Source organism: Dokdonia sp. Asnod3-C12 (assembly GCF_045063975.1).
Taxonomy (GTDB): domain Bacteria; phylum Bacteroidota; class Bacteroidia; order Flavobacteriales; family Flavobacteriaceae; genus Dokdonia.
Genome location: NZ_JBEFNY010000003.1, coordinates 2,471,547 through 2,490,955, shown reverse-complemented (window position 1 = coordinate 2,490,955; position 19,409 = coordinate 2,471,547). Strand labels below are relative to the sequence as shown.

Here is a 19,409-nt window from a genome sequence, read left to right as displayed (position 1 = left end):
TTGCATAAATATAGGTATTACTCTGGTAATCAACACTTACAATTTTAATAAGCTGTATTAGGGGCAAACACCCCTACAGCATCTTGCAAAATCATCCTACTTTTACAATAAATAATGGGATTCTTAATCCATTATAAAAAAAACTATACACAACAAGTCATATTAAGAATATCATAATATAGTAGACATTATTTAGGGGTGAAAGGCATCTCTGCACTCGCAGAGGTGCTTTTCTTTTTAAATCATTAAAAATTAACTTTTTACCGAGAAAAGTTATCGCTAACTAGAAAATGTAGGCTATATTTGGCGCACCTAAGAGATTAGGGGACTGTGAGCTATTCATTTAGCTATCATGAATTTAGGGGTGAAAGGCATCCCTGCTTTGCAGGGGTGTTTTTCTTTTTACAACTAGTCTTATACAAAAAAGCCTGAGAAATGAATTTCTCAGGCTTTTTTGATTATAGTGATTATTGATTAGTACTCTTACTTGGTAAGAATATTAAATTCAATTTTTGAAGAGTGGAATACACTATGTGTTTGCTTAGTAAAATCTTCTTCTTTTGCCTCAAAGATATTATCCACATACGTTTGCGGATTTAAATCTATAAGAGGAAACCATGTGCTTTGTATTTGTACTTGCAATTTGTGTCCCTTTTTAAATGTATGAAGCACGTCTTGTAGCTTAACAAAAACCTCATCTTTCTCTCCTGCAACAAATGGCTGAGGGCGTTCAAAGCTCTTTCTAAAACGACCGCGCATTACCTCACTACGCACCATCTGGTGATATCCTGCCATCTCTACACCTTCTTCTGTTTCTTGAGTATTAGGAACATCGTCTGGGTATACATCTATGATTTTTACAATCCAATCTGCAGAAGTTCCTGTAGTGGCTACATTAAGTTTTGCCATGATATCTCCTACTAGCGTCAAATCATCATCAAGTACTGGTGTTTCATATACCAATACATCTTCTCTTTGCGCAGCAAAACGTTGGTCATCAGACATATATTTACGTGGTGTAAATACCATCTTTTTACCCTCTGCATACGGAACAGGATTTGCTGGATCACTCACAAACTTCTCAGCATCGTATTTACTAGAAGCGCTTCCAGTAAGTGCATTATCTTTTCCTAAGAAGAACGAAGCCGGCATTGCCTTTTTAGGTGGCCATTGCTCAAAAGAGTTCCACTCTTTACTTCCTGAGTCAAACACATGTGCTTCTGGCAATCCTGTTGCTCCGTCTTTATCACCGCCTTTTAAGAAGTGATTAAAGAATTTTGTCTCAATATCTCTTTGAAAATAATCTGAAATATTATCACCAAAATATACATTACCCACTGCTTGTCTCGGCTTATTACGAGCCCAGTCTCCATGACTCCAAGGTCCAAAAACAACAGTATTATAGTTATTACTACGCTTCTCTATATTTTTATAAGTTTCCCAAGGTCCATATAAGTCTTCGGCATCGTAAAGTCCGCCTACAACCATCACTGCAGGTTCTATGTTTTCTAAGTGCTGGATAATTCCTCTTGATTTCCAAAACTCATCGTAGTTAGGATGTTCCTTTAGTTGCGTCCAGAACTCATTAGTCTCATCGTAATACTTATCTAAGTTAGATAAAGGTCCCGTTTTTAAGAAAAAGTCAAACTGGTCATCGCTATTTAACTCTGGAAAATCATACCAAGACTCTGTAGTAGGAGCATCTTTCTGGTAACCAAAAACTGCAGTTGCTCTCCAGTAGCTCAACAAATAAGCTCCGTTATGATGAAAATCATCAAAAAAGAAATCGCCTATACATGCTTGTGGAGATGCCGCTTTTAAAGCTGGGTGACCACTCAACAAAGAATAAGTTGCATAAAACCCAGGGTAAGAAATTCCCCACGTCCCTACGTTTCCGTTATTATTCTCTACGTTATTTACTAACCATTCTATAGTATCATAGGTATCACTCGCTTCATCTATTTGAGTTCCTGTTTTATTGGGAATAAATGCTCGCATGTTATCATACTTACCTTCACTCATCCAGCGACCACGCACATCTTGATATACGATAATATTACCCTCCTGCATTAAATAAGCATTAGGAGCTATCGCCGTACGCATTTGCCCCTCACCATAAGGCTTTGAACTATATGGCGTGCGCTGCATTAAAATAGGATACGATTTTGAGGTATCCTTTGGCGAGTAAATGGTTGTATGAAGGTGAACTCCATCTCTCATTTTGATGCGCACTTCTTGTTTATTATAATGTTCAGAAACTTGATAGGTGGTATCTAAGATAGTTTCTCGTGATTGTGCAGATGACGCTTTCGCGAAAGCAAAAAAGCATACTATACAAAGTAGTTTAAAGGTGTAATTCATTTATTGATTATTAAAGGTTGTGATGGCAGTTTTAAGCCAGTTTTCATACTTTTTTGCATCAGGAGTGTAAGCAATAGGCTTGTTTAATGGTTTTTCATCATGATCCAGCATTACATAATATGGTGCTGCGACAAGATTATAACGTTCTATCTGGAAGTTACTCCACTTATTACCTACTGTTTTAATGCGACGTCCTGAAGCGCTCACTCCCTGCTCGGCTTCTGGAAGCTCCTCTTGAGAGTCTCCGTATAAAGATATCAAAACAACATCATTCTTTAAGATATTTAACACGCCCGGTTTAGACCACACTAGCTCTTCCATACGACGACAGTTTACACAAGCTTTTCCAGTAAAATCTAGCAGTACAGGTTTGCTCTCTTTACGGGCATACTCCATACCTGCTTCATAATCTGTAAAGGATAATAATCCGTGCGGTCCTATCTCTGCATTTTCTGGAAACTCTGCAGTACTATCAGAGAGTGTAGACTGCCCTCCTATTCCATAAGGCGACTCGCTATAATTCATAGGCGGTGGGAAACCACTTATAAGTTTGAGTGGCGCACCCCATAATCCAGGAATGAGGTATAAAATGAAAGCAGTAGTCATTATTCCAAGTAGTAATCTGCCCACAGAGATATTCTTTACTTCGGTGTCATGTGATAGTTGGATTTTACCAAATAAATACAGTGCTAGCCCAACCATGATTGCAATGAGCAATACTAAAAACACCTCGCGCTCTAGGTAATGACCATCAATTACCAAATCTGCATTTGATAAAAATTTAAGTGCTAGTCCAAGCTCTAAAAATCCTAAAACTACTTTTACTGTGTTAAGCCATCCGCCAGATTTTGGCAAACTATTTAACCACCCTGGAAACATTGCAAATAATGCAAATGGCAGCGCTATGGCAGTAGAGAAACCAAGCATACTTATAACTGGGGTAATACCACCTTCTGTAATAGATTGCACTAGTGCAACGCCTACTATAGGACCCGTACAGCTAAAGGAAACGATAGCTAGTGCAAGCGCCATAAAAAATATTCCTGCAAATCCTCCACGATCTGCTTTGCTGTCTATCTTATTTGCCCATTTTTGAGGAAGCATAATCTCAAAGGCTCCAAAAAATGAAACGGCAAATACTACTAGTAATATAAAGAACACTAGATTAAAAGTAACACTAGTAGAGACCTCAACAATTGCTGTAGCTCCAAAAATACCAGTTACTGTAAGCCCTAGTACTACATATATAATAATGATAGATATACCGTAAATGATAGCATTACGTATGCCGGCAGCTCTAGACTTACTTTGTTTTGTAAAGTAGCTCACCGTCATAGGGATCATAGGGAACACACAGGGTGTGAAAAGTGCTGCTAGACCTCCTAGAAAAGAGAGAAAAAATGTAGCCCACAAACCTTTGTTAGTAGGTCCATCATCATCTATCACACCTTCCTCTTCTTCTCCTTTATCCTTTTGTGCAGGCGTTGCTCTATAACCTTCAAACTCATTATAGTCTGTAAAAGCTTTAACTTTACCCGTTTTGAGGTTATGAGCAATATAAAAGTCTTGTGGAATGCACACTTCTTTACATACCTGATAGTTTATAACCGACTTGACAATGGTAATATTCTTATCTGTTAGCGTAATAGGCATAGATAGCTTAGGGCGCTGTCCTGCATATTTAATTACATCTTCTTCAAAAATCTCATCATAAGCGGTTTTGGTCTCGCTCTCTCGTGCAAATTTCTCACGAGTAACACCTGCATCCTTTTGTAAAAACTCAAAGTTAAAAGGAATTCCAGCTGGAGTTTCTTGAGCATAGATATACCATCCATCTTCTACAGTGGCTTGGTAATGCAAGACATACTCCGTGTCTGACACTTTCTCTACAGAACCTTCCCAGGCTACGGGATCAAGTGTTACTTGAGTGATGCCAAATCCTTGTGCGGCCACTCCACTTACTATAAATAATAGTAGAGAAGTTGCTATAATGAATGCTTTACGCGTCATATGATTGTAAATTTTATTGTTTTTAGTGTAGTATCTACTACTTTAAAACGGTCGTCTGCTCTGTGGCCTATCACCCATATTACAGCATTATTACTGCATAAAAGCCAGACCTTTTCCTTTGCTATCAAAGATAACTTTTCATCTTTGAAATACTTACTCAACTTCTTCTTTCCCTTCATCCCATAAGGATAAAAATAATCACCATCTTGCCATTTTCTAATGGTGAGTGGATAGGTAAGACGCGCTGCATCTACTACAATCTCTTGTTTAGATAAACCAGTCACAACAGCTCCTTCTCCTACAGACAGCATTCCAAAATCTCCTTTAACACGTTCCTCTCCTTGCTGCCATTGATAAGAACGTGTTGTTTCCTCTTTAATTACAGAAATAATCAAGTTATCTCTATCTTTTAATAAGCAATGCGTACTCGACGTAACCTCTTTTCCAGATTGCGCTTGTGGCAACTTATAAATATCATCCCAAGCGGTAAATCCATAAGGAGATAACAATTGATACAACACGGCTTCTGGTTCTGGATGACTTGCTAGTTCATCTAGATCTATGACTTCATCACCGTTAGAAACGGTCATAAATTGTTGTCGTAACTGCGCTGTATAAACTTTCAGTAAACGTTCACTTTGTTTTAAATGCTCTTGCGTATGCTGTAACCCTTTGAGAGTATTGGGCTGAGCTTCTTCTAGATTTGGTATTGCATGGTGGCGTAAATGGTTGCGCACATAATTATCTGTTGCATTACTGCTATCTTCTCGCCATTGCAAATCCTCTTTTAAAGCATAATTTTTTAGTTGCTTTCGCGAAAATTTGAGCAAAGGGCGAACAATCTCTCCATTTACCACAGGGATTCCTGTAAGTCCTTTTATACCTGTACCACGACCTAAATTAATGAGAAATGTCTCCAAATCGTCATTGTGATGATGAGCAGTTAAGATGTAGTCAAAACCTTCGGCGACCGAAAGTTCTCTGAACCACTGATAACGAAGTTCTCTTGCTGCTATCTGAGTTGATGTCTTGGATGTTTTCGCGTAAGCGGAAGTATCAAAACTTTTTATGTAAACAGGAATGTTATGGAGCTTGCAGTAGCTCGCCACAAAAGCTTGATCACCGTCACTCTCTGCAGCTCTTAAATTAAAGTTGCAGTGTGCTACGCTCACATCAAGCCCTGCCTGACGACATAGCAATAATAAGAGCATACTATCGAGCCCACCACTTACAGTGACGAGTATTTTACTATCAAGAAGAAATGGTAAATCTTGTGCGATATGGTGCTTAAAATCCTCAAGCATCCTTACACATTATACGCGACCCTTAAGGGCATTAAATACCCAGGCAATGGCAAAAAATCCAATACCTACAGATGCAAAACCCCAGCCGGCTACATCGGTATATCTAAAAACGCCTAGAGCAATAAGTCCTAAGCCTACTAAAATCATTATAAATGTGGCCCAAGCCAGGACGGTATTTTTATTCATACCCATAGTTTTATTTTTAGGGAAAATCTTTTGTAATAAGACAAGCTACAAATATCGGTTATTTATTGGAATTTGGGTAGCTGGTAATTTTTACAATTCTCATTTCAAGCTTGTGCTACAATACTTACCTTTATAGACAGAAAAACATTCAAGCACACACACATTTTATGGATTTAAAATTCAATAAAAACGAAGATCATAATAAGCTACTTCTTTCAGAAATGCGCACACGCCTAGGGCAAGTAAAACTAGGTGGTGGCCAGAAAAGAATAGATAAGCATAAAGCAAAAGGTAAAATGACGGCGCGCGAGCGCATTAATTACCTTGTAGATAATCCAGATAAATGTATCGAGATTGCTGCCTTTGCAGGTGATGGTATGTATGAAGAACATGGCGGTTGCCCTTCTGGGGGGGTGGTTGTAAAAATAGGTCACGTATCTGGAAAACAGTGCCTCATTGTTGCAAACGATGCTACGGTTAAGGCTGGAGCTTGGTTTCCTATCACAGGAAAGAAAAACCTAAGAGCGCAAGAAATCGCTATGGAAAATAAGCTGCCTATTATCTACCTTGTAGATAGTGCGGGTGTTTATCTCCCTATGCAGGATGAGATTTTCCCGGACAAGGAGCACTTTGGACGCATCTTCCGTAATAATGCGGTGATGAGCAGTATGGGTATTACACAGATTTCTGCTGTAATGGGAAGTTGTGTTGCCGGTGGTGCATACTTACCTATTATGAGTGATGAAGCGCTTATAGTAGATAAAACCGGAAGTATTTTTCTAGCTGGAAGTTACCTTGTAAAAGCTGCAATAGGTGAAAGTATTGATAATGAAACCTTAGGTGGAGCTACTACGCATTGTGAGATCTCTGGTGTTACAGATTATAAATCTAAAGACGATAAAGACGCCCTAGATACCATTAAGAAAATAATGAGTAAGATAGGCGATTATACAAAAGCAGGTTACAATCGTATTGCACCTGCAAAACCAGCAAAAGATCCAGAAGAACTTTTTGGACTATTACCTGCTTCTCGTGCAGATCAATATGACATGCGTGACATTATTGATAGACTAGTAGATAACTCAGAGTTTGATGAGTATAAGGAAGGATACGGGCAAACAATCCTTACAGGATATGCTCGCATTAATGGATGGGCAGTAGGAATAGTTGCAAATCAGCGCAAACTTGTAAAAACTAAAAAAGGTGAAATGCAGTTTGGCGGAGTGATTTACTCTGACAGTGCAGATAAGGCTACACGCTTTATAGCCAACTGTAACCAGAAAAAAATACCGCTTGTATTCTTACAAGATGTAACTGGCTTTATGGTAGGTAGTAAAAGTGAGCATGGTGGTATTATTAAAGACGGAGCAAAAATGGTAAATGCCGTTTCAAACTCGGTAGTACCTAAGTTTACGATTATTATAGGAAATTCTTACGGAGCAGGAAACTATGCAATGTGCGGTAAAGCTTACGACCCAAGACTCATAGTAGCCTGGCCTAGTGCAGAGCTTGCAGTAATGTCTGGTAATAGTGCTGCAAAAGTATTGCTACAGATAGAAACTGCCTCGCTCAAAAAGCAAGGGAAAGAAATTACACCAGAGGTAGAAAAAGAACTTTTTGACCGCATTAAGTCTCGTTATGATGATCAAGTATCACCATACTATGCAGCGTCAAGAATCTGGACAGATGGTATCATAGATCCACGAGATACTCGTAAATGGATCTCAATGGGTATCGAAGCCGCAGATCACGCTCCTATCGAGAAGCCTTTTAATCTTGGGGTGATTCAAGTATAATTGAACAAAACGATATTAGATAAAAAAAAGCTAGGTCATTTATTAAATTAAATGATCTAGCTTTTTTTATGTCTTACAGTATTAGTTCATCAGTTGGCCAACTTTAAAAAAATAGCGGTCAATATTTCTATCCTTTCAAAGCCTTAAAATACCTCCTCGCTTCCTTCATCACTCTTGGTGCGAGATACAATGTGGCAATCATTGTTGGGATTGCCATGATGGCAAAAAATCCGTCTATGAGATTAATCATCATACTAAGTGATGTAGTCGCTCCTATCAAGATACTTGCGATATATGCTATGTTATAGTACTTCTTGTTGTGCGCTCCAAAAAGGAAACTCAAACACTTGGTTCCATAATAACTATAAGAGAAAAGCGATGAGATACTAAACACGGCGATGCACAATAATAGTATGTATTTACCTGCAGGTGATAACGCTTTCGCGAAAGCGGAAGCCGTAAGCGTAACTCCATTTGCATCTGTAGTTTGCCACACGTCTGTCACTAAAATTGCAAGCGCCGTAAGTGTACAAACCACGATGGTGTCAATTGCTGGACCGAGCATTGCTACGAGTCCTTCACGTATAGGTTCTGCTGTTTTTGCAGCTCCATGGGCCATTGGTGCTGTACCTACTCCTGCCTCGTTTGAGAACGCTCCACGTTTAATACCCAGTAATATGAGACCACCTACAACGCCTCCTAGCAGTTTATCTCCCGTATAGAAATCGGCAGAAAAGGCGTCTGTAAAAATTAAACTAAAGTACTTAGGAACCACGTCAATATTTACAAATAGAATCGCCATTACTGCTACAAAATAGATGAGCACCATGGCTGGAACAAGTTTGGCAGCTGTTTTAGAAATACGATCTAAACCTCCTATTATCACTATCGAGGTAATTGCGACAAGCACAAGACCAATAATTAAATTCGAAGTAAAACCTACCTCAACACCCTGCGGAACGAGTAAAATATCATTTACCGCCTGTGTGAGTTGGTTTACATTAAAAACCGGCAATGCACCAACTAATCCTGCGATACTAAAGATTACGGCAAGTGGTTTCCAAGCCTTACCCATTCCTTCTGTAATAAAGTACATAGGTCCACCTTGTAATTTGCCTTCACTATCCTTACCACGATACATTACCGCTAGAGAGCCTGTAAAAAACTTAGTGCCCATCCCTACTATTGCGCTCATCCACATCCAGAATACAGCACCTGGACCACCTATTGCAATTGCAACAGCAACACCGGCGATGTTACCCATACCCACAGTTGCACTAAGCGCTGTAGTGAGTGCTTGAAAGTGTGTGATCTCTCCTTCATCATTTTCTCCATCGTACTTTCCTCGCAAGACTGCAACAGCGTGACCTAAATATCTAAATGGCAAAAACCTCGAATAGATGAGTAAAAACAAACCGCCACCTATAAGTAAGCATACGAGCGGGATTCCCCACATAGCGCTAGAAAAATCTGCTATAAGCTCATTAGCTTGATCGTAAAATGATGGTTGTGATTGCATATAAGGTCTATTTATATGGTGAAGTAACAAAAATTAAGAGCAGTTTACCAAAACGTTCACATATATTTTTGAACAGTCATTTGTTTTCATAACTAAATTTACTGTTATGACACTCACCGCCAACCAAATTAAAAACATCCTGAGAAACCCAGAGGAAACTGCAGCCGCAGCAAATCTCATTTACGTCTCTGATGCAGACCTCAACATAAGAAGGAAAAAGAAGAAGAAAAACTTTCATTATTACTTTAATGATAAACCTCTTGAGGACGCGAAGGAGCTAGATCGCATCAATAATCTTGTGATACCGCCTAACTGGGAGAAAGTGCGTATTGCGTATCCTCCTAATGGTCATTTACAAGTGATAGGGAGAGATGCTAAAAACAGAAAAGTATACCGATATCACGATTTGTGGTCAAAAATCAGAAACCAAACTAAGTTTTATAAATTGGCAAATTTTGGAAATGCATTACCAAAGTTACGAAAGCGCATAGACCAAGACTTAGACGCTCCAGATATGTCTAAACGCAAGGTGCTTGCACTCGTGCTTAGACTTATGGAAGAAACCCACATACGTATAGGTAACGATTACTACGCAAAGCGTAATAAAACCTACGGTCTCTCTACCTTACGCACCCGACACGTGACAACTACCAAGGAAAAAATCCGCTTTGAGTTTGTGGGTAAAAAAGGTAAAAAGCACAACATTACCCTACGCAACAAGAAACTCGCAAAACTTGTAAACCGTTGTGAGGAAATACCTGGCTGGGAGTTATTTCAATTTTATGATGCAAATGGCGAAAAGCACCGCGTAGATAGCACGATGGTAAACGATTACATACACGAGCTAAGTGGTGACTTATTTTCGGCAAAAGATTTTAGAACTTGGGGAGCTACAAAAACTTTTTTTGAAACCGTGCATGATCTAGGCTACACAGAAGACGAAAAAGAAAATAAATCTAACGTACTAAAAGGTTTTGATGCAGCTGCAGAAGCTCTAGGAAATACACGTAATGTATGTCGAAAGTACTACGTGCATCCTCAAATAGTAGATGCCTATGAGTCTGGATCTATCGTCGCTGAGTTTAAAAAGGTAGATGCTCATCAAGGTGCAAGACCATTTTTTACAGAAACTGAGGAGGTATTACTGCAAATGATTTCAAAGTTTGAATTAGATTTTAGTAAGTGATATAAGTACGCTTTCGCGAAAGCGTAACACAAAAAAAGCCCCTTCGTAACGAAAGGGCTTTTAGTTTTTAGAGTGCTATGCTGTTATTTTGCAAGGTATGCAAGCACGTTTTTCTCTATACGATCAAGAATATTTGAAGTGTCCGCTTTCGCGAAAGCGTCACCTGTAATATTCTCATATAATTCGATATATCTTTCTGATACGGTCTCTATGTACTCATCTGTCATCTCTGGAACCGTCTGACCTTCTAAACCTTGAAAGTTATTTGAGATAAGCCACTGTCTTACAAATTCTTTTGAAAGTTGTTTCTGTGCCTCTCCATTGGCCTGGCGATCTTCATAACCTTCTGAATAGAAGTAACGAGAGGAATCTGGTGTGTGTATCTCATCTATGAGAACAATCTCACCATCTGCAGTTTTTCCAAATTCATACTTGGTATCTACCAATATAAGTCCTCTAGATGCTGCTATCTCACTTCCTCTTTGAAAAAGCTTGCGTGTGTAATCTTCTAGCACGAGGTAATCCTCTTCTGAAACAATGTTCTTTTTTATGATATCCTCTCTTGAGATATCCTCATCGTGGTCACCCATCTCTGCCTTTGTAGCTGGCGTAATTATAGGTGATGGAAATGCATCATTTTCTTTCATCCCTTCTGGCATTGCAACACCACAAAGAACTCTGCGTCCCGCCTTATACTCACGAGCAGCATGACCAGACATATATCCACGTATCACCATCTCCACCTTAAAAGGTTCACATCGCTTTCCTACCGCAACATTAGGATCCGGAGTAGCCACAAGCCAGTTAGGTACAATATCCTCTGTATCGCGCATCATTTTTGTCGCAATCTGATTTAAGATTTGTCCCTTAAAAGGAATTCCTTTAGGCATTACCACATCAAAGGCACTAAGCCTATCTGTAGCCACCATTAGTAATAAATCATTTTCTAAAGTATAGACCTCGCGGACTTTCCCCTTATAAATAGATTGCTGTCCTGGAAAATTGAAATTTGTATCTGTAATGGTATTCACTTCAAGTTGTCTTTACGTCTGCTATCTCTAGATAAACATTAACGTGGTTAGTAGTGTCAAAAGTAAAATTCTAAATGCTTAATCAAGCACTCTACTTAATAAAAATTAATCATTTCTATTTTCTATCTCTCTATATGCTGCAATCATTTTCTTTACGAGAGGATGGCGTACAACATCTTTATCATCTAGGTAAACCATACCAACTCCTTCAACGGTTTTGAGAATAAGTAGCGCTTCTTTAAGACCACTAGTAACTCTCCTAGGTAAATCTATTTGTCCAGGATCTCCAGTAATCATAAACTTTGCGTTACGCCCCATACGGGTAAGAAACATTTTCATTTGAGCATGTGTCGTATTTTGTGCTTCGTCAAGTATTACAAAGGCATTGTCTAAAGTACGACCGCGCATAAATGCCATAGGAGCAATCTGTATGACTCCTTTCTCAATAAATGTTTCTAGTTTCTCATGAGGAATCATATCACGTAGCGCATCATATAGCGGCTGCATGTATGGATCTAACTTTTCCTTAAGATCACCTGGTAAAAAACCTAGGTTTTCACCCGCTTCAACCGCTGGACGTGTGAGAATAATTTTTTTTACTCTCTTTTCTTTGAGAGCTTGTACAGCAAGAGCAACTCCTATATATGTTTTTCCAGTACCCGCTGGGCCTATAGCAAATGTTAAGTCATTCTTCTTTGCGAGCTCTACTAGTTTGCGCTGGTTTGCAGTTTGCGGCTTTATAAGTTTACCACTTACACCATGTACTAGTGTGTCACCACTTTCTACTGGGGTTTCATAATCTGCTTTACTTACACTAGTGAGTACACGCTCTATGGAATTCTCGTCGAGCTTATTGTATTTTCCAAAATGCTCCATAAGCATCGTCATACGCCTATCAAACTCTTCGAGGAGATCCTCATCACCATAAGCTTTGATTTTGTTACCTCTGGCAACAATTTTAAGCTTTGGATAATACTGTTTTAAAAGTTCGATATTTGAGTTACGCTGACCGAAAAATTCGCGCGGGTTGATTTCTGAGAGTTCTAAGATTAATTCGTTCAAAAGGCAGAGAGATTATGTGAGATACGTCCGTAAAATATTTTAGCTTTGTTTACTACTAAAATACGTCTTTTTTGACCATCATTTGCAAGGCACACGCTTTTCTAAGTTAAGAAATAATGAACATTTTTAGTTTATAACTATATTAGATTTATATACTTTCTAGTAAGCACACACTCATAACTCGATGAAAATAATCACTCTTACTACAGATTTTGGAGAGAAAGATCCTTTTGCAGGCGCTGTAAAGGGTGCTATTTATTCAGAGTTAGAAGAAGTGCGCATTGTAGATATCTCGCATAATGTATCTCCCTTTCATCTTATGGAGGCAGCATACATTATTCAGAATGCATATCAAAATTTCCCTAAAGGAACTATACATGTTATAGGAGTAGATAGTGAGCTCACTCCAGAGACAAATCATATCGCTGTAAAGCTAGACGGGCATTATTTTATATGCGCCAATAATGGTATTATTTCTCTTCTCACTAAGGATATTGTACCTGAGGAAAAAGTAGAAATAAACATTCACGACCGCACACAAACTAACTTTACTGTTCTTGACGTCTTTGTAAAAACCGCTTGTCATATTGCACGTGGTGGAACCTTAGGAGTTATCGGTAAAAACATAGAGACCATAAGACAACTTACGGGAATCTCACCAGTAATAAACACCTCACGAAATCAAATTTCTGGAAATGTCATTTACATAGACAACTATGGAAATGTGATAAGCAATATCACAAAAAAGCTATTTGATGAGGTAGGGAAAGGTAGAGATTACAGACTTCAAGCAAGAGGAGCCGACATTTCAAAAATACACAATCAGTACAGTGATGCCATTAACTTTTCTATTGATAAATCTAAACGTGAGGAAGAAGGTAAAAAGCTAGCTGTCTTTAACTCTGGTGGATATGTGGAACTTGCCATTTACAAAAGTAATCCAAGTACGGTAGGAAGTGCTGCTAGTCTATTTGGCCTCAACTATAGAGATACTGTGATGATTAATTTTATAGACAAATGATTGTAAGACTTGTAAAATTACGCTTTCGCGAAAGCGAGATTCCAGCTTTTCTAGCTAATTTTGAGAAGGTAAAAGAAAAAATTAGAGCGTCTAATGGGTGTTTATATCTAGAGCTACTACGTGGGGAAGATGATCCCTGTATTTTCTTTACTCACAGCCATTGGGTCTCTGATGAAGCACTGCAGAATTATCGTAACTCAGAACTTTTTAAAGGTATCTGGGCAGAGACGAAAACTAAGTTTAGTGCAAAGCCTGAAGCTTGGACTACTTCATCACTTGAAAAACTACTTTAAATTTCTGGATTTCTGCGCAGAGAAGAAGGGCTAATCCCGTATTTCTCCTTGAATATTTTTGAAAAGTAACTTCTACTGGATAAGCCAAGTGCGTACACTACTTCAGATACATTTTTATCTTCTGAGGTGAGCATAGTCAAAGCTCTCTTAAGTCTAAACTCCTTGATATAATCATTTACGGTCATACCATAATTGCGCTTAAATCCATCTTGCAATCTGTAGGTCTCGATGCCAACCACTTCGGCGATTTCTGGAATGGTTACAAGCTCAGATATATGATTTTCTATGTATTGAACAGCAGCTGCAATATTGTCTAGATCTGCCAATCTAAGTGTAGGATGCTTCTTGCCTTCAAGGGAATCTTCTTTAAATAATTTGAGCATTAATGAGGTACACTCCAATGCCTTTGCTCCAAGATAATTTGTTCTTACCAGGCCTTGATCATCGTTAGTCAAGATATCATCTATGATATCTGAAATTTGCAAACTGTAATATCCTTTGTAGCAAACTTGGGTAAGCGCATTAACATCTGCAAATAATGGATAATACACTTCATCTACCTTTGATAAGTCGTAAGAAAGCTGCTCTTGAAACTTTGCCTTATTGATTTCCAAATAACAAATAATTGCCGGCTTTTCTTTTTTTATAATATAGACTTGATCTTCATTATATCTAGGCGCTGCAATAAGATGCTCAGCTCTTCTAATGGCCATTTCTTCAGAATCTCTAGAAAATTTATGACCTACCTCCCCTTTCATGCAATAAATGAAACGCAAGGAATTCATCCCATTATTCTCAAAATAAAGTTCGGTATCGTCTATCATATCACCATTAATGATGTGAAGACCGATACCGTTAGGAAAATTAATACCCTTTATAAAACCTTTACCTAAATGAGTAGGAATTTGCACCGCAAACTCCCCAAAGTTGTTTGTGTAATTGACCCCAAAAGCATCTGCAATTTCTGGTACAAAGTCGTCTACTTGCTCTATTTTAAGTTTATATGATTTCATATTTCTGTTTGTGAATCATGAAGGTCTGAAATATATTCCTATAAAGAATAAAGCATACTGCATTTAACCCAGCTTTAACCAGAAAGCATAATTATATGTGAATGCTAGATAAGCTCTTTCTTGTAGGCTTTCTTAAACAGTTTAAAAGTAGCTTTTGCACTTTTTACAGCAGTTTTAATTTCTTCATAGCTGAAGTCTAAAGAATCTACAGCCTCTTTAAATTCATTCCACCTCAATAAGCCTTCGTTTACGTCTCCATTAAAGAAATGATGACTCTCTATGTGAGAGAGATTACTGCAAGATTGAAGCTTCTTACTCATCATTATTCCTCCTATCATAGATCCTTCAATAACGTAAAGCTTACCCACTAAGGTTGCTTGATCTCTAGCTCCCGATATGCTCATAGGCTCAGGCAGCGGCATACTTGAAAAAGCCGTAATATCTTTAGCTAACGCATTTGTCTTTTCATAACCTGCAAATGACTTTAATCCTAGTGGCAACATTTCGTAGCGACCATTTATAAAATCTTCGACGGCTTTATATACTTTAAAATTATGACGTAATAATGTTTCATATTGATCTTGATCAATTGAACCATCCATGATAAGATTAGTTAAGTTATTCCTTTCTATTTCGTCATGAATTGATGTTGTTCCATTCTTAAGTGCTTCTAAAATCATAGGGATGTTTTTATAAGTAAACTATTCATATGTTAAATTTAACCACGCTTATAACCTAGTTAATAGAGAATTAACTAGTTCATCATAAACCATACCAATTAAATAAAATTAAGCCTGACCTGTAGGTCCAAAATTTAATGGAACAGGTTGTCTCTCATAATCCTTTATAACACCATGGGCATTTTCAAAACGTTTTACATTTTCTGCAAGTGCCTTAGCAAGCCTTTTAGCATGTTGTGGAGTTAATATGATGCGGCTCTTCACCTTACTCTTAGGCGTGCCAGGCATAATATTTACGAAGTCCACTACAAATTCTGAAACAGAATGATTTATTATTGCCAGATTTGAGTACGTGCCTTGAGCGACAGCCTCATCTAGTTCTATATTTATTTGTTTTTGGTTGTTTTGAGTCTTTTTATCTTCAGCCATGTGGGCGTGTATTATAATGAGAGTAATACTCTCTAATTGATTGATTTAATCTTAATTCTACCTTTATAAGGCAGTCTGGAAAGATAAGAATTGCCTTGCTTTCGCAAAAGCGGAAATCCGCATCACAGTGTTAGATATTCGTTAATTAAAACTTAATATTTCTACAAAAAATTGACTTTCAAGTATTGAAAAACCCATTCAGCTTATCTGAATGGGTTTTAGAACTTTTTTTTAGAAATTTGTTTCTTATCGAATAAACGAAGTTGATATACTAGTTTTAATTTACGTTTTTGTTTTTATTCATCATACTCACGAGAACCCCTTTGCTTCCTAGAATTATATTCTCGTAATATTATAATGAGTTTTTTATTTTTTCTAGATGCTCTCTTATTTTAGCTATTCGATCTTGATGAGAGATATTTTCTCTATTAATATCCTCCATATACTCCTTTATATCATTTACAAGATCTGTGCTCTGCTTAATACGATTTCTAGTGTTTTGCACAATGACAGGTCTGTTTTTGATTTTATCTATATGTGGAGCCAGCTTAGAAGCAAGTACACCCATGTGTCTTTTTAAAATAAAGCCATCTGCACCATTTAAAATAGTCTCTGCTGCTAGTTCTTCATCTTGAAGAGTGCCCGTAACAAACAAGAAGGTGGCAGTAGGAGATTTACTTCTAGCAACTTCTAGCACTTCCATCCCAGAACACGTAGGCAAATTATAATCTGAAATTATCATTTGCGGATTAAAAGTCTTTATTGCAACCTCTAAATCTGCTAGATTATCAACAACTTGCACTTTATATGCTTTATCTAACTTGTGAATTTGCCTTGTAATAAGGGCAGCATCTGAGTCTGTATCTTCTACAAGTAGTATATGTACTTCTGTTGACATAGTTATTTATTTAATGTTAACCAATATTTGGCGACAATAGGAATTCGCTCCTTTAGCTCGGCATAATTTTTAGGCTTTTCTAGGTAGCTATTTGCTCCATTGAGATAAGCCTTATCCTTATCACTTATTTGATCTGATGAACTCATCATAACAATAGGTGCATATTTAAATAGCTCTATTTTTCTTATTTCCTTTAATAAGTCTAAGCCATTTAATCTAGGCATTTTTATATCTAACAATATAAGATCTGGTATGCGACTCACATCATCATATGCCTTAAACCATGATAGAGCTTCTAAGGAATCATCTATAAAGCGAACTTCAACAAGGGGCATTTCTTTATCAAAAACACGACTCATTAATTCACTGTCTGTTGCATTATCTTCTACAGATACTATAAGTCCCTTCATTATCTAGTGGGAAGTTGAAAATAAAATGTGGCTCCATCATCTATCTTACCTTCTGCCCAGATGCGACCTTGATGCTTTTCTAATACTCGTTGAGAGATAGCAAGACCTATACCCGAACCTTCAAACTCGTCCTTTACAAGTCTATTAAACACTCCAAAAATTTTCTCATTATACTTATTATCAAAACCTATCCCATTATCTTTCACATAATAAACTGCAGGAGAGACACTGTTATCACAACCTATTTCTATAATAGGTTTTTCTATAGTGTGAGAATACTTAAGAGCATTGCCTATAAGATTATTGAGCAATTGAAAAATCATACCTCGATCTCCAAAGGCATCAGGTAATTCTGGATCGATAACAAACTGTGCGTCTTTGTACTTCATATCTACTTGCAAAAATGCAACTACCTCTTCTACTAAGTCTTTCATAGAAAAGACTCCCATAGCTATTTGGTTTTTACCTATTCCAGAAAATGCAAGAATATCGTCTATAAGCGTATTCATTTTGCTTGTGGAGTCGATAATTGTCTGAATGGCTTTTTGACCGTATTCATCCAGCGTTTCAAAGTAATCTTCTTTAATTATTTGTGCAAAACCATCAATACCACGCAAAGGAGACCTCAAATCATGAGAAACACTGTAGCTAAAAGATTCTAACTCTTTATAAGCTTCTTTAAGTTTATCATTAAGAAGTTTTACCTCTTGATACCTACTTATAATAATATTTGAAATACTTGTTTTAAGTGCTTGAGCAGAAGCTATTTCATAATCTTTCCAAGGAAGCGATGTATTTACTTGCTCTTTATTCCATTTTTCAAAAGATTTCCTAGGGCTTAGATTTTGCGCCTTTTCTTCCATCGCTTTTTCTGGATTTCCTCCCCAGGATATAACTTGTTTAAGTTCTGGTTTAAACCAGAGAAGACAATCCTTTTCTCCTTTTGCAATAAAAATACAAAGTAATCCCGAGCCTATTTTGGCGAAAGCCGCCCACTTATCATACTCTTCTGCAATATTTTGAGTGGTATATATATCGCCCATCTGGGTGTTATAAATCCAGTCTATTAAGGCTGTAATTTCTTCATTACTGGGGGTCTCTCCTACAGTGGACACATTATTTTCTAAAAACACTGCTCCACCCGTAGCTTCTGTAATAGTGAGCATTGATGTAGACTTCTGTGTCAAACCATTTGCCACGTCCCATCCATCACTCATTTGCTCTACAAGGCTAGCTCGTATAGCAGAGGTTGCGTTAATACGGCTGAGCACTTCATTTGACGCTCTTAATGTGAGCTGCGTAGAAAATACCTGGGTTAAAAATTTAACCGTTTGTCTTTGATAATAGTTTACAAACTTAGGACTATAATGATGACACGCTATTAACCCCCATAATTCTCCATCACTCACAATTGCTGCTGTAAGTGTTGCTCCCACTTTCATGTTCTCCAAATACTCTATGTGTATAGGAGACGATGCTCGAGACTCACAAAGACCTAAATCTATTGGCTCATCTTCTGCACTAGGCTTTGCATAAACGGGAACCGTCTGTGATGAAACATCTGCAATGATACGCACGCCTTGTTTTAAAAATAGTTTACGTGCTTGCTGCGGTATATCTGTCGCTGGGTAGTGCATGCCTATCCAGCTATTAAGGTGCTCTTCACGAGCCTCAGATATAATCTTACCGTTCCAGTTTTCGTCAAATTTATATATCATTACGCGATCATACTCAGTAAAACCCTTAATGAGTCTTGCTGTTTTATCGCACATTGCAGAGACAGAAACAGCCTCACTTAAATCTGATATAATTTCAGACAACTGGCGTTGCATGTATTGAGCACTTTCTTGCTGTTGTATTGGCTCTAATTCTATATATATTAATTGATTGTTGTGGTGAGTGACTACTACATAACGTTTATCATCAATAGTTACCTCTAGAGAGGTCTTATTTTTACTTTTTATATATGTTTCTATAAGTGTACCATTTTGTCCCAACACATCTTCAAGACGCTTAGAATAAAACTCTTCACGCTTTCGCGAAAGCGTTGAAATCACATTTTGAGATATGTGTGATATCTCAAAAGATGAGCTATCTATCACAAAAAGCATCGCATGAGATTGTATACGACCTATGAGATGTATAGGTTCTTTATCACAATTAGTTAGGTCAATCTTTTTTGGATATAAAGCAGATGGACTCCCCATAGT

Annotated in this window: 17 protein-coding genes; 4 read left to right on the top strand and 13 right to left on the bottom strand. The window is 37.7% G+C overall.

Annotated elements, in window-relative coordinates; all coding sequences use genetic code 11:
• Positions 1–483 precede the first annotated feature (483 nt).
• The 4 genes from ACJJVW_RS11320 to ACJJVW_RS11305 are packed head-to-tail and all read right to left on the bottom strand — an operon-like array spanning position 484 to position 5,867.
• Positions 484–2,361, bottom strand: a complete 1,878-nt coding sequence (locus ACJJVW_RS11320; protein WP_339847091.1) for a CocE/NonD family hydrolase — start codon at positions 2,359–2,361, stop codon at positions 484–486.
• Positions 2,362–4,371, bottom strand: a complete 2,010-nt coding sequence (locus ACJJVW_RS11315) for a cytochrome c biogenesis protein CcdA (RefSeq protein ID WP_405251942.1) — start codon at positions 4,369–4,371, stop codon at positions 2,362–2,364.
• Entirely contained in the window at positions 4,368–5,675 is a 1,308-nt protein-coding gene (gene tilS, locus ACJJVW_RS11310) for a tRNA lysidine(34) synthetase TilS (protein ID WP_405251940.1), read from the bottom strand. The genes ACJJVW_RS11315 and tilS overlap by 4 nt, the downstream gene beginning before the upstream one ends.
• A 9-nt stretch (positions 5,676–5,684) precedes the next feature.
• Positions 5,685–5,867, bottom strand: a complete 183-nt coding sequence (locus tag ACJJVW_RS11305) for a CAL67264 family membrane protein (protein ID WP_013749842.1) — start codon at positions 5,865–5,867, stop codon at positions 5,685–5,687.
• Positions 5,868–6,028: 161 nt separating this feature from the next.
• Here ACJJVW_RS11305 and ACJJVW_RS11300 point away from each other — a divergent pair, with 161 nt between their 5' ends.
• Positions 6,029–7,657, top strand: a complete 1,629-nt coding sequence (locus tag ACJJVW_RS11300) for a carboxyl transferase domain-containing protein (RefSeq protein WP_339847082.1) — start codon at positions 6,029–6,031, stop codon at positions 7,655–7,657.
• Positions 7,658–7,784: 127 nt separating this feature from the next.
• Here the strand turns inward: ACJJVW_RS11300 and ACJJVW_RS11295 are convergent, their stop codons facing one another.
• On the bottom strand, positions 7,785–9,176 hold the full coding sequence (locus ACJJVW_RS11295; protein ID WP_405251938.1) for an alanine/glycine:cation symporter family protein: 1,392 nt from the start codon (positions 9,174–9,176) through the stop codon (positions 7,785–7,787).
• Positions 9,177–9,282: 106 nt separating this feature from the next.
• On the opposite strand from ACJJVW_RS11295, the gene ACJJVW_RS11290 reads away from it, so the two are divergent.
• Positions 9,283–10,362, top strand: a complete 1,080-nt coding sequence (locus ACJJVW_RS11290) for a DNA topoisomerase IB (protein ID WP_405251936.1) — start codon at positions 9,283–9,285, stop codon at positions 10,360–10,362.
• A gap of 83 nt (positions 10,363–10,445) precedes the next feature.
• On the opposite strand, the gene ACJJVW_RS11285 is transcribed toward ACJJVW_RS11290, so the two are convergent.
• The gene (locus ACJJVW_RS11285; RefSeq protein WP_405251934.1) at positions 10,446–11,393 is read right to left on the bottom strand and encodes a phosphoribosylaminoimidazolesuccinocarboxamide synthase; all 948 of its coding nucleotides are present in this window, start codon (positions 11,391–11,393) and stop codon (positions 10,446–10,448) included.
• A gap of 105 nt (positions 11,394–11,498) precedes the next feature.
• Positions 11,499–12,455 carry a PhoH family protein gene (locus ACJJVW_RS11280; RefSeq protein WP_108878186.1) on the bottom strand — a complete coding sequence of 319 codons (957 nt, stop codon included), beginning with the start codon at positions 12,453–12,455 and terminating at the stop codon, positions 11,499–11,501.
• A 184-nt stretch (positions 12,456–12,639) separates the two neighbouring features.
• Here ACJJVW_RS11280 and ACJJVW_RS11275 point away from each other — a divergent pair, with 184 nt between their 5' ends.
• Together ACJJVW_RS11275 and ACJJVW_RS11270 are read left to right on the top strand one after the other, a co-directional pair.
• On the top strand, positions 12,640–13,476 hold the full coding sequence (locus ACJJVW_RS11275) for an SAM-dependent chlorinase/fluorinase (protein ID WP_339847069.1): 837 nt from the start codon (positions 12,640–12,642) through the stop codon (positions 13,474–13,476).
• Positions 13,473–13,769, top strand: a complete 297-nt coding sequence (locus ACJJVW_RS11270; protein WP_298326256.1) for a putative quinol monooxygenase — start codon at positions 13,473–13,475, stop codon at positions 13,767–13,769. Before ACJJVW_RS11275 ends, ACJJVW_RS11270 begins: the two co-directional genes overlap by 4 nt.
• Here ACJJVW_RS11270 and ACJJVW_RS11265 read toward each other — a convergent pair.
• The 6 genes from ACJJVW_RS11265 to ACJJVW_RS11240 form a co-directional block, all read right to left on the bottom strand.
• The gene (locus tag ACJJVW_RS11265) at positions 13,766–14,782 is read right to left on the bottom strand and encodes a helix-turn-helix domain-containing protein (protein WP_405251932.1); all 1,017 of its coding nucleotides are present in this window, start codon (positions 14,780–14,782) and stop codon (positions 13,766–13,768) included. The two genes, ACJJVW_RS11270 and ACJJVW_RS11265, sit on opposite strands and share 4 nt — an antisense overlap.
• A gap of 104 nt (positions 14,783–14,886) precedes the next feature.
• Entirely contained in the window at positions 14,887–15,462 is a 576-nt protein-coding gene (locus tag ACJJVW_RS11260; protein ID WP_405251930.1) for a biliverdin-producing heme oxygenase, read from the bottom strand.
• A 108-nt stretch (positions 15,463–15,570) separates the two neighbouring features.
• Positions 15,571–15,891 carry a DUF3467 domain-containing protein gene (locus tag ACJJVW_RS11255; protein WP_298326265.1) on the bottom strand — a complete coding sequence of 107 codons (321 nt, stop codon included), beginning with the start codon at positions 15,889–15,891 and terminating at the stop codon, positions 15,571–15,573.
• A 352-nt stretch (positions 15,892–16,243) separates the two neighbouring features.
• Positions 16,244–16,789 carry a response regulator gene (locus ACJJVW_RS11250; RefSeq protein WP_405251928.1) on the bottom strand — a complete coding sequence of 182 codons (546 nt, stop codon included), beginning with the start codon at positions 16,787–16,789 and terminating at the stop codon, positions 16,244–16,246.
• 2 nt (positions 16,790–16,791) lie between these two features.
• On the bottom strand, positions 16,792–17,199 hold the full coding sequence (locus ACJJVW_RS11245) for a response regulator (protein WP_405251926.1): 408 nt from the start codon (positions 17,197–17,199) through the stop codon (positions 16,792–16,794).
• Entirely contained in the window at positions 17,199–19,406 is a 2,208-nt protein-coding gene (locus ACJJVW_RS11240; RefSeq protein ID WP_405251924.1) for an ATP-binding protein, read from the bottom strand. Before ACJJVW_RS11240 ends, ACJJVW_RS11245 begins: the two co-directional genes overlap by 1 nt.
• Between the last annotated feature and the right edge of the window lie 3 nt (positions 19,407–19,409).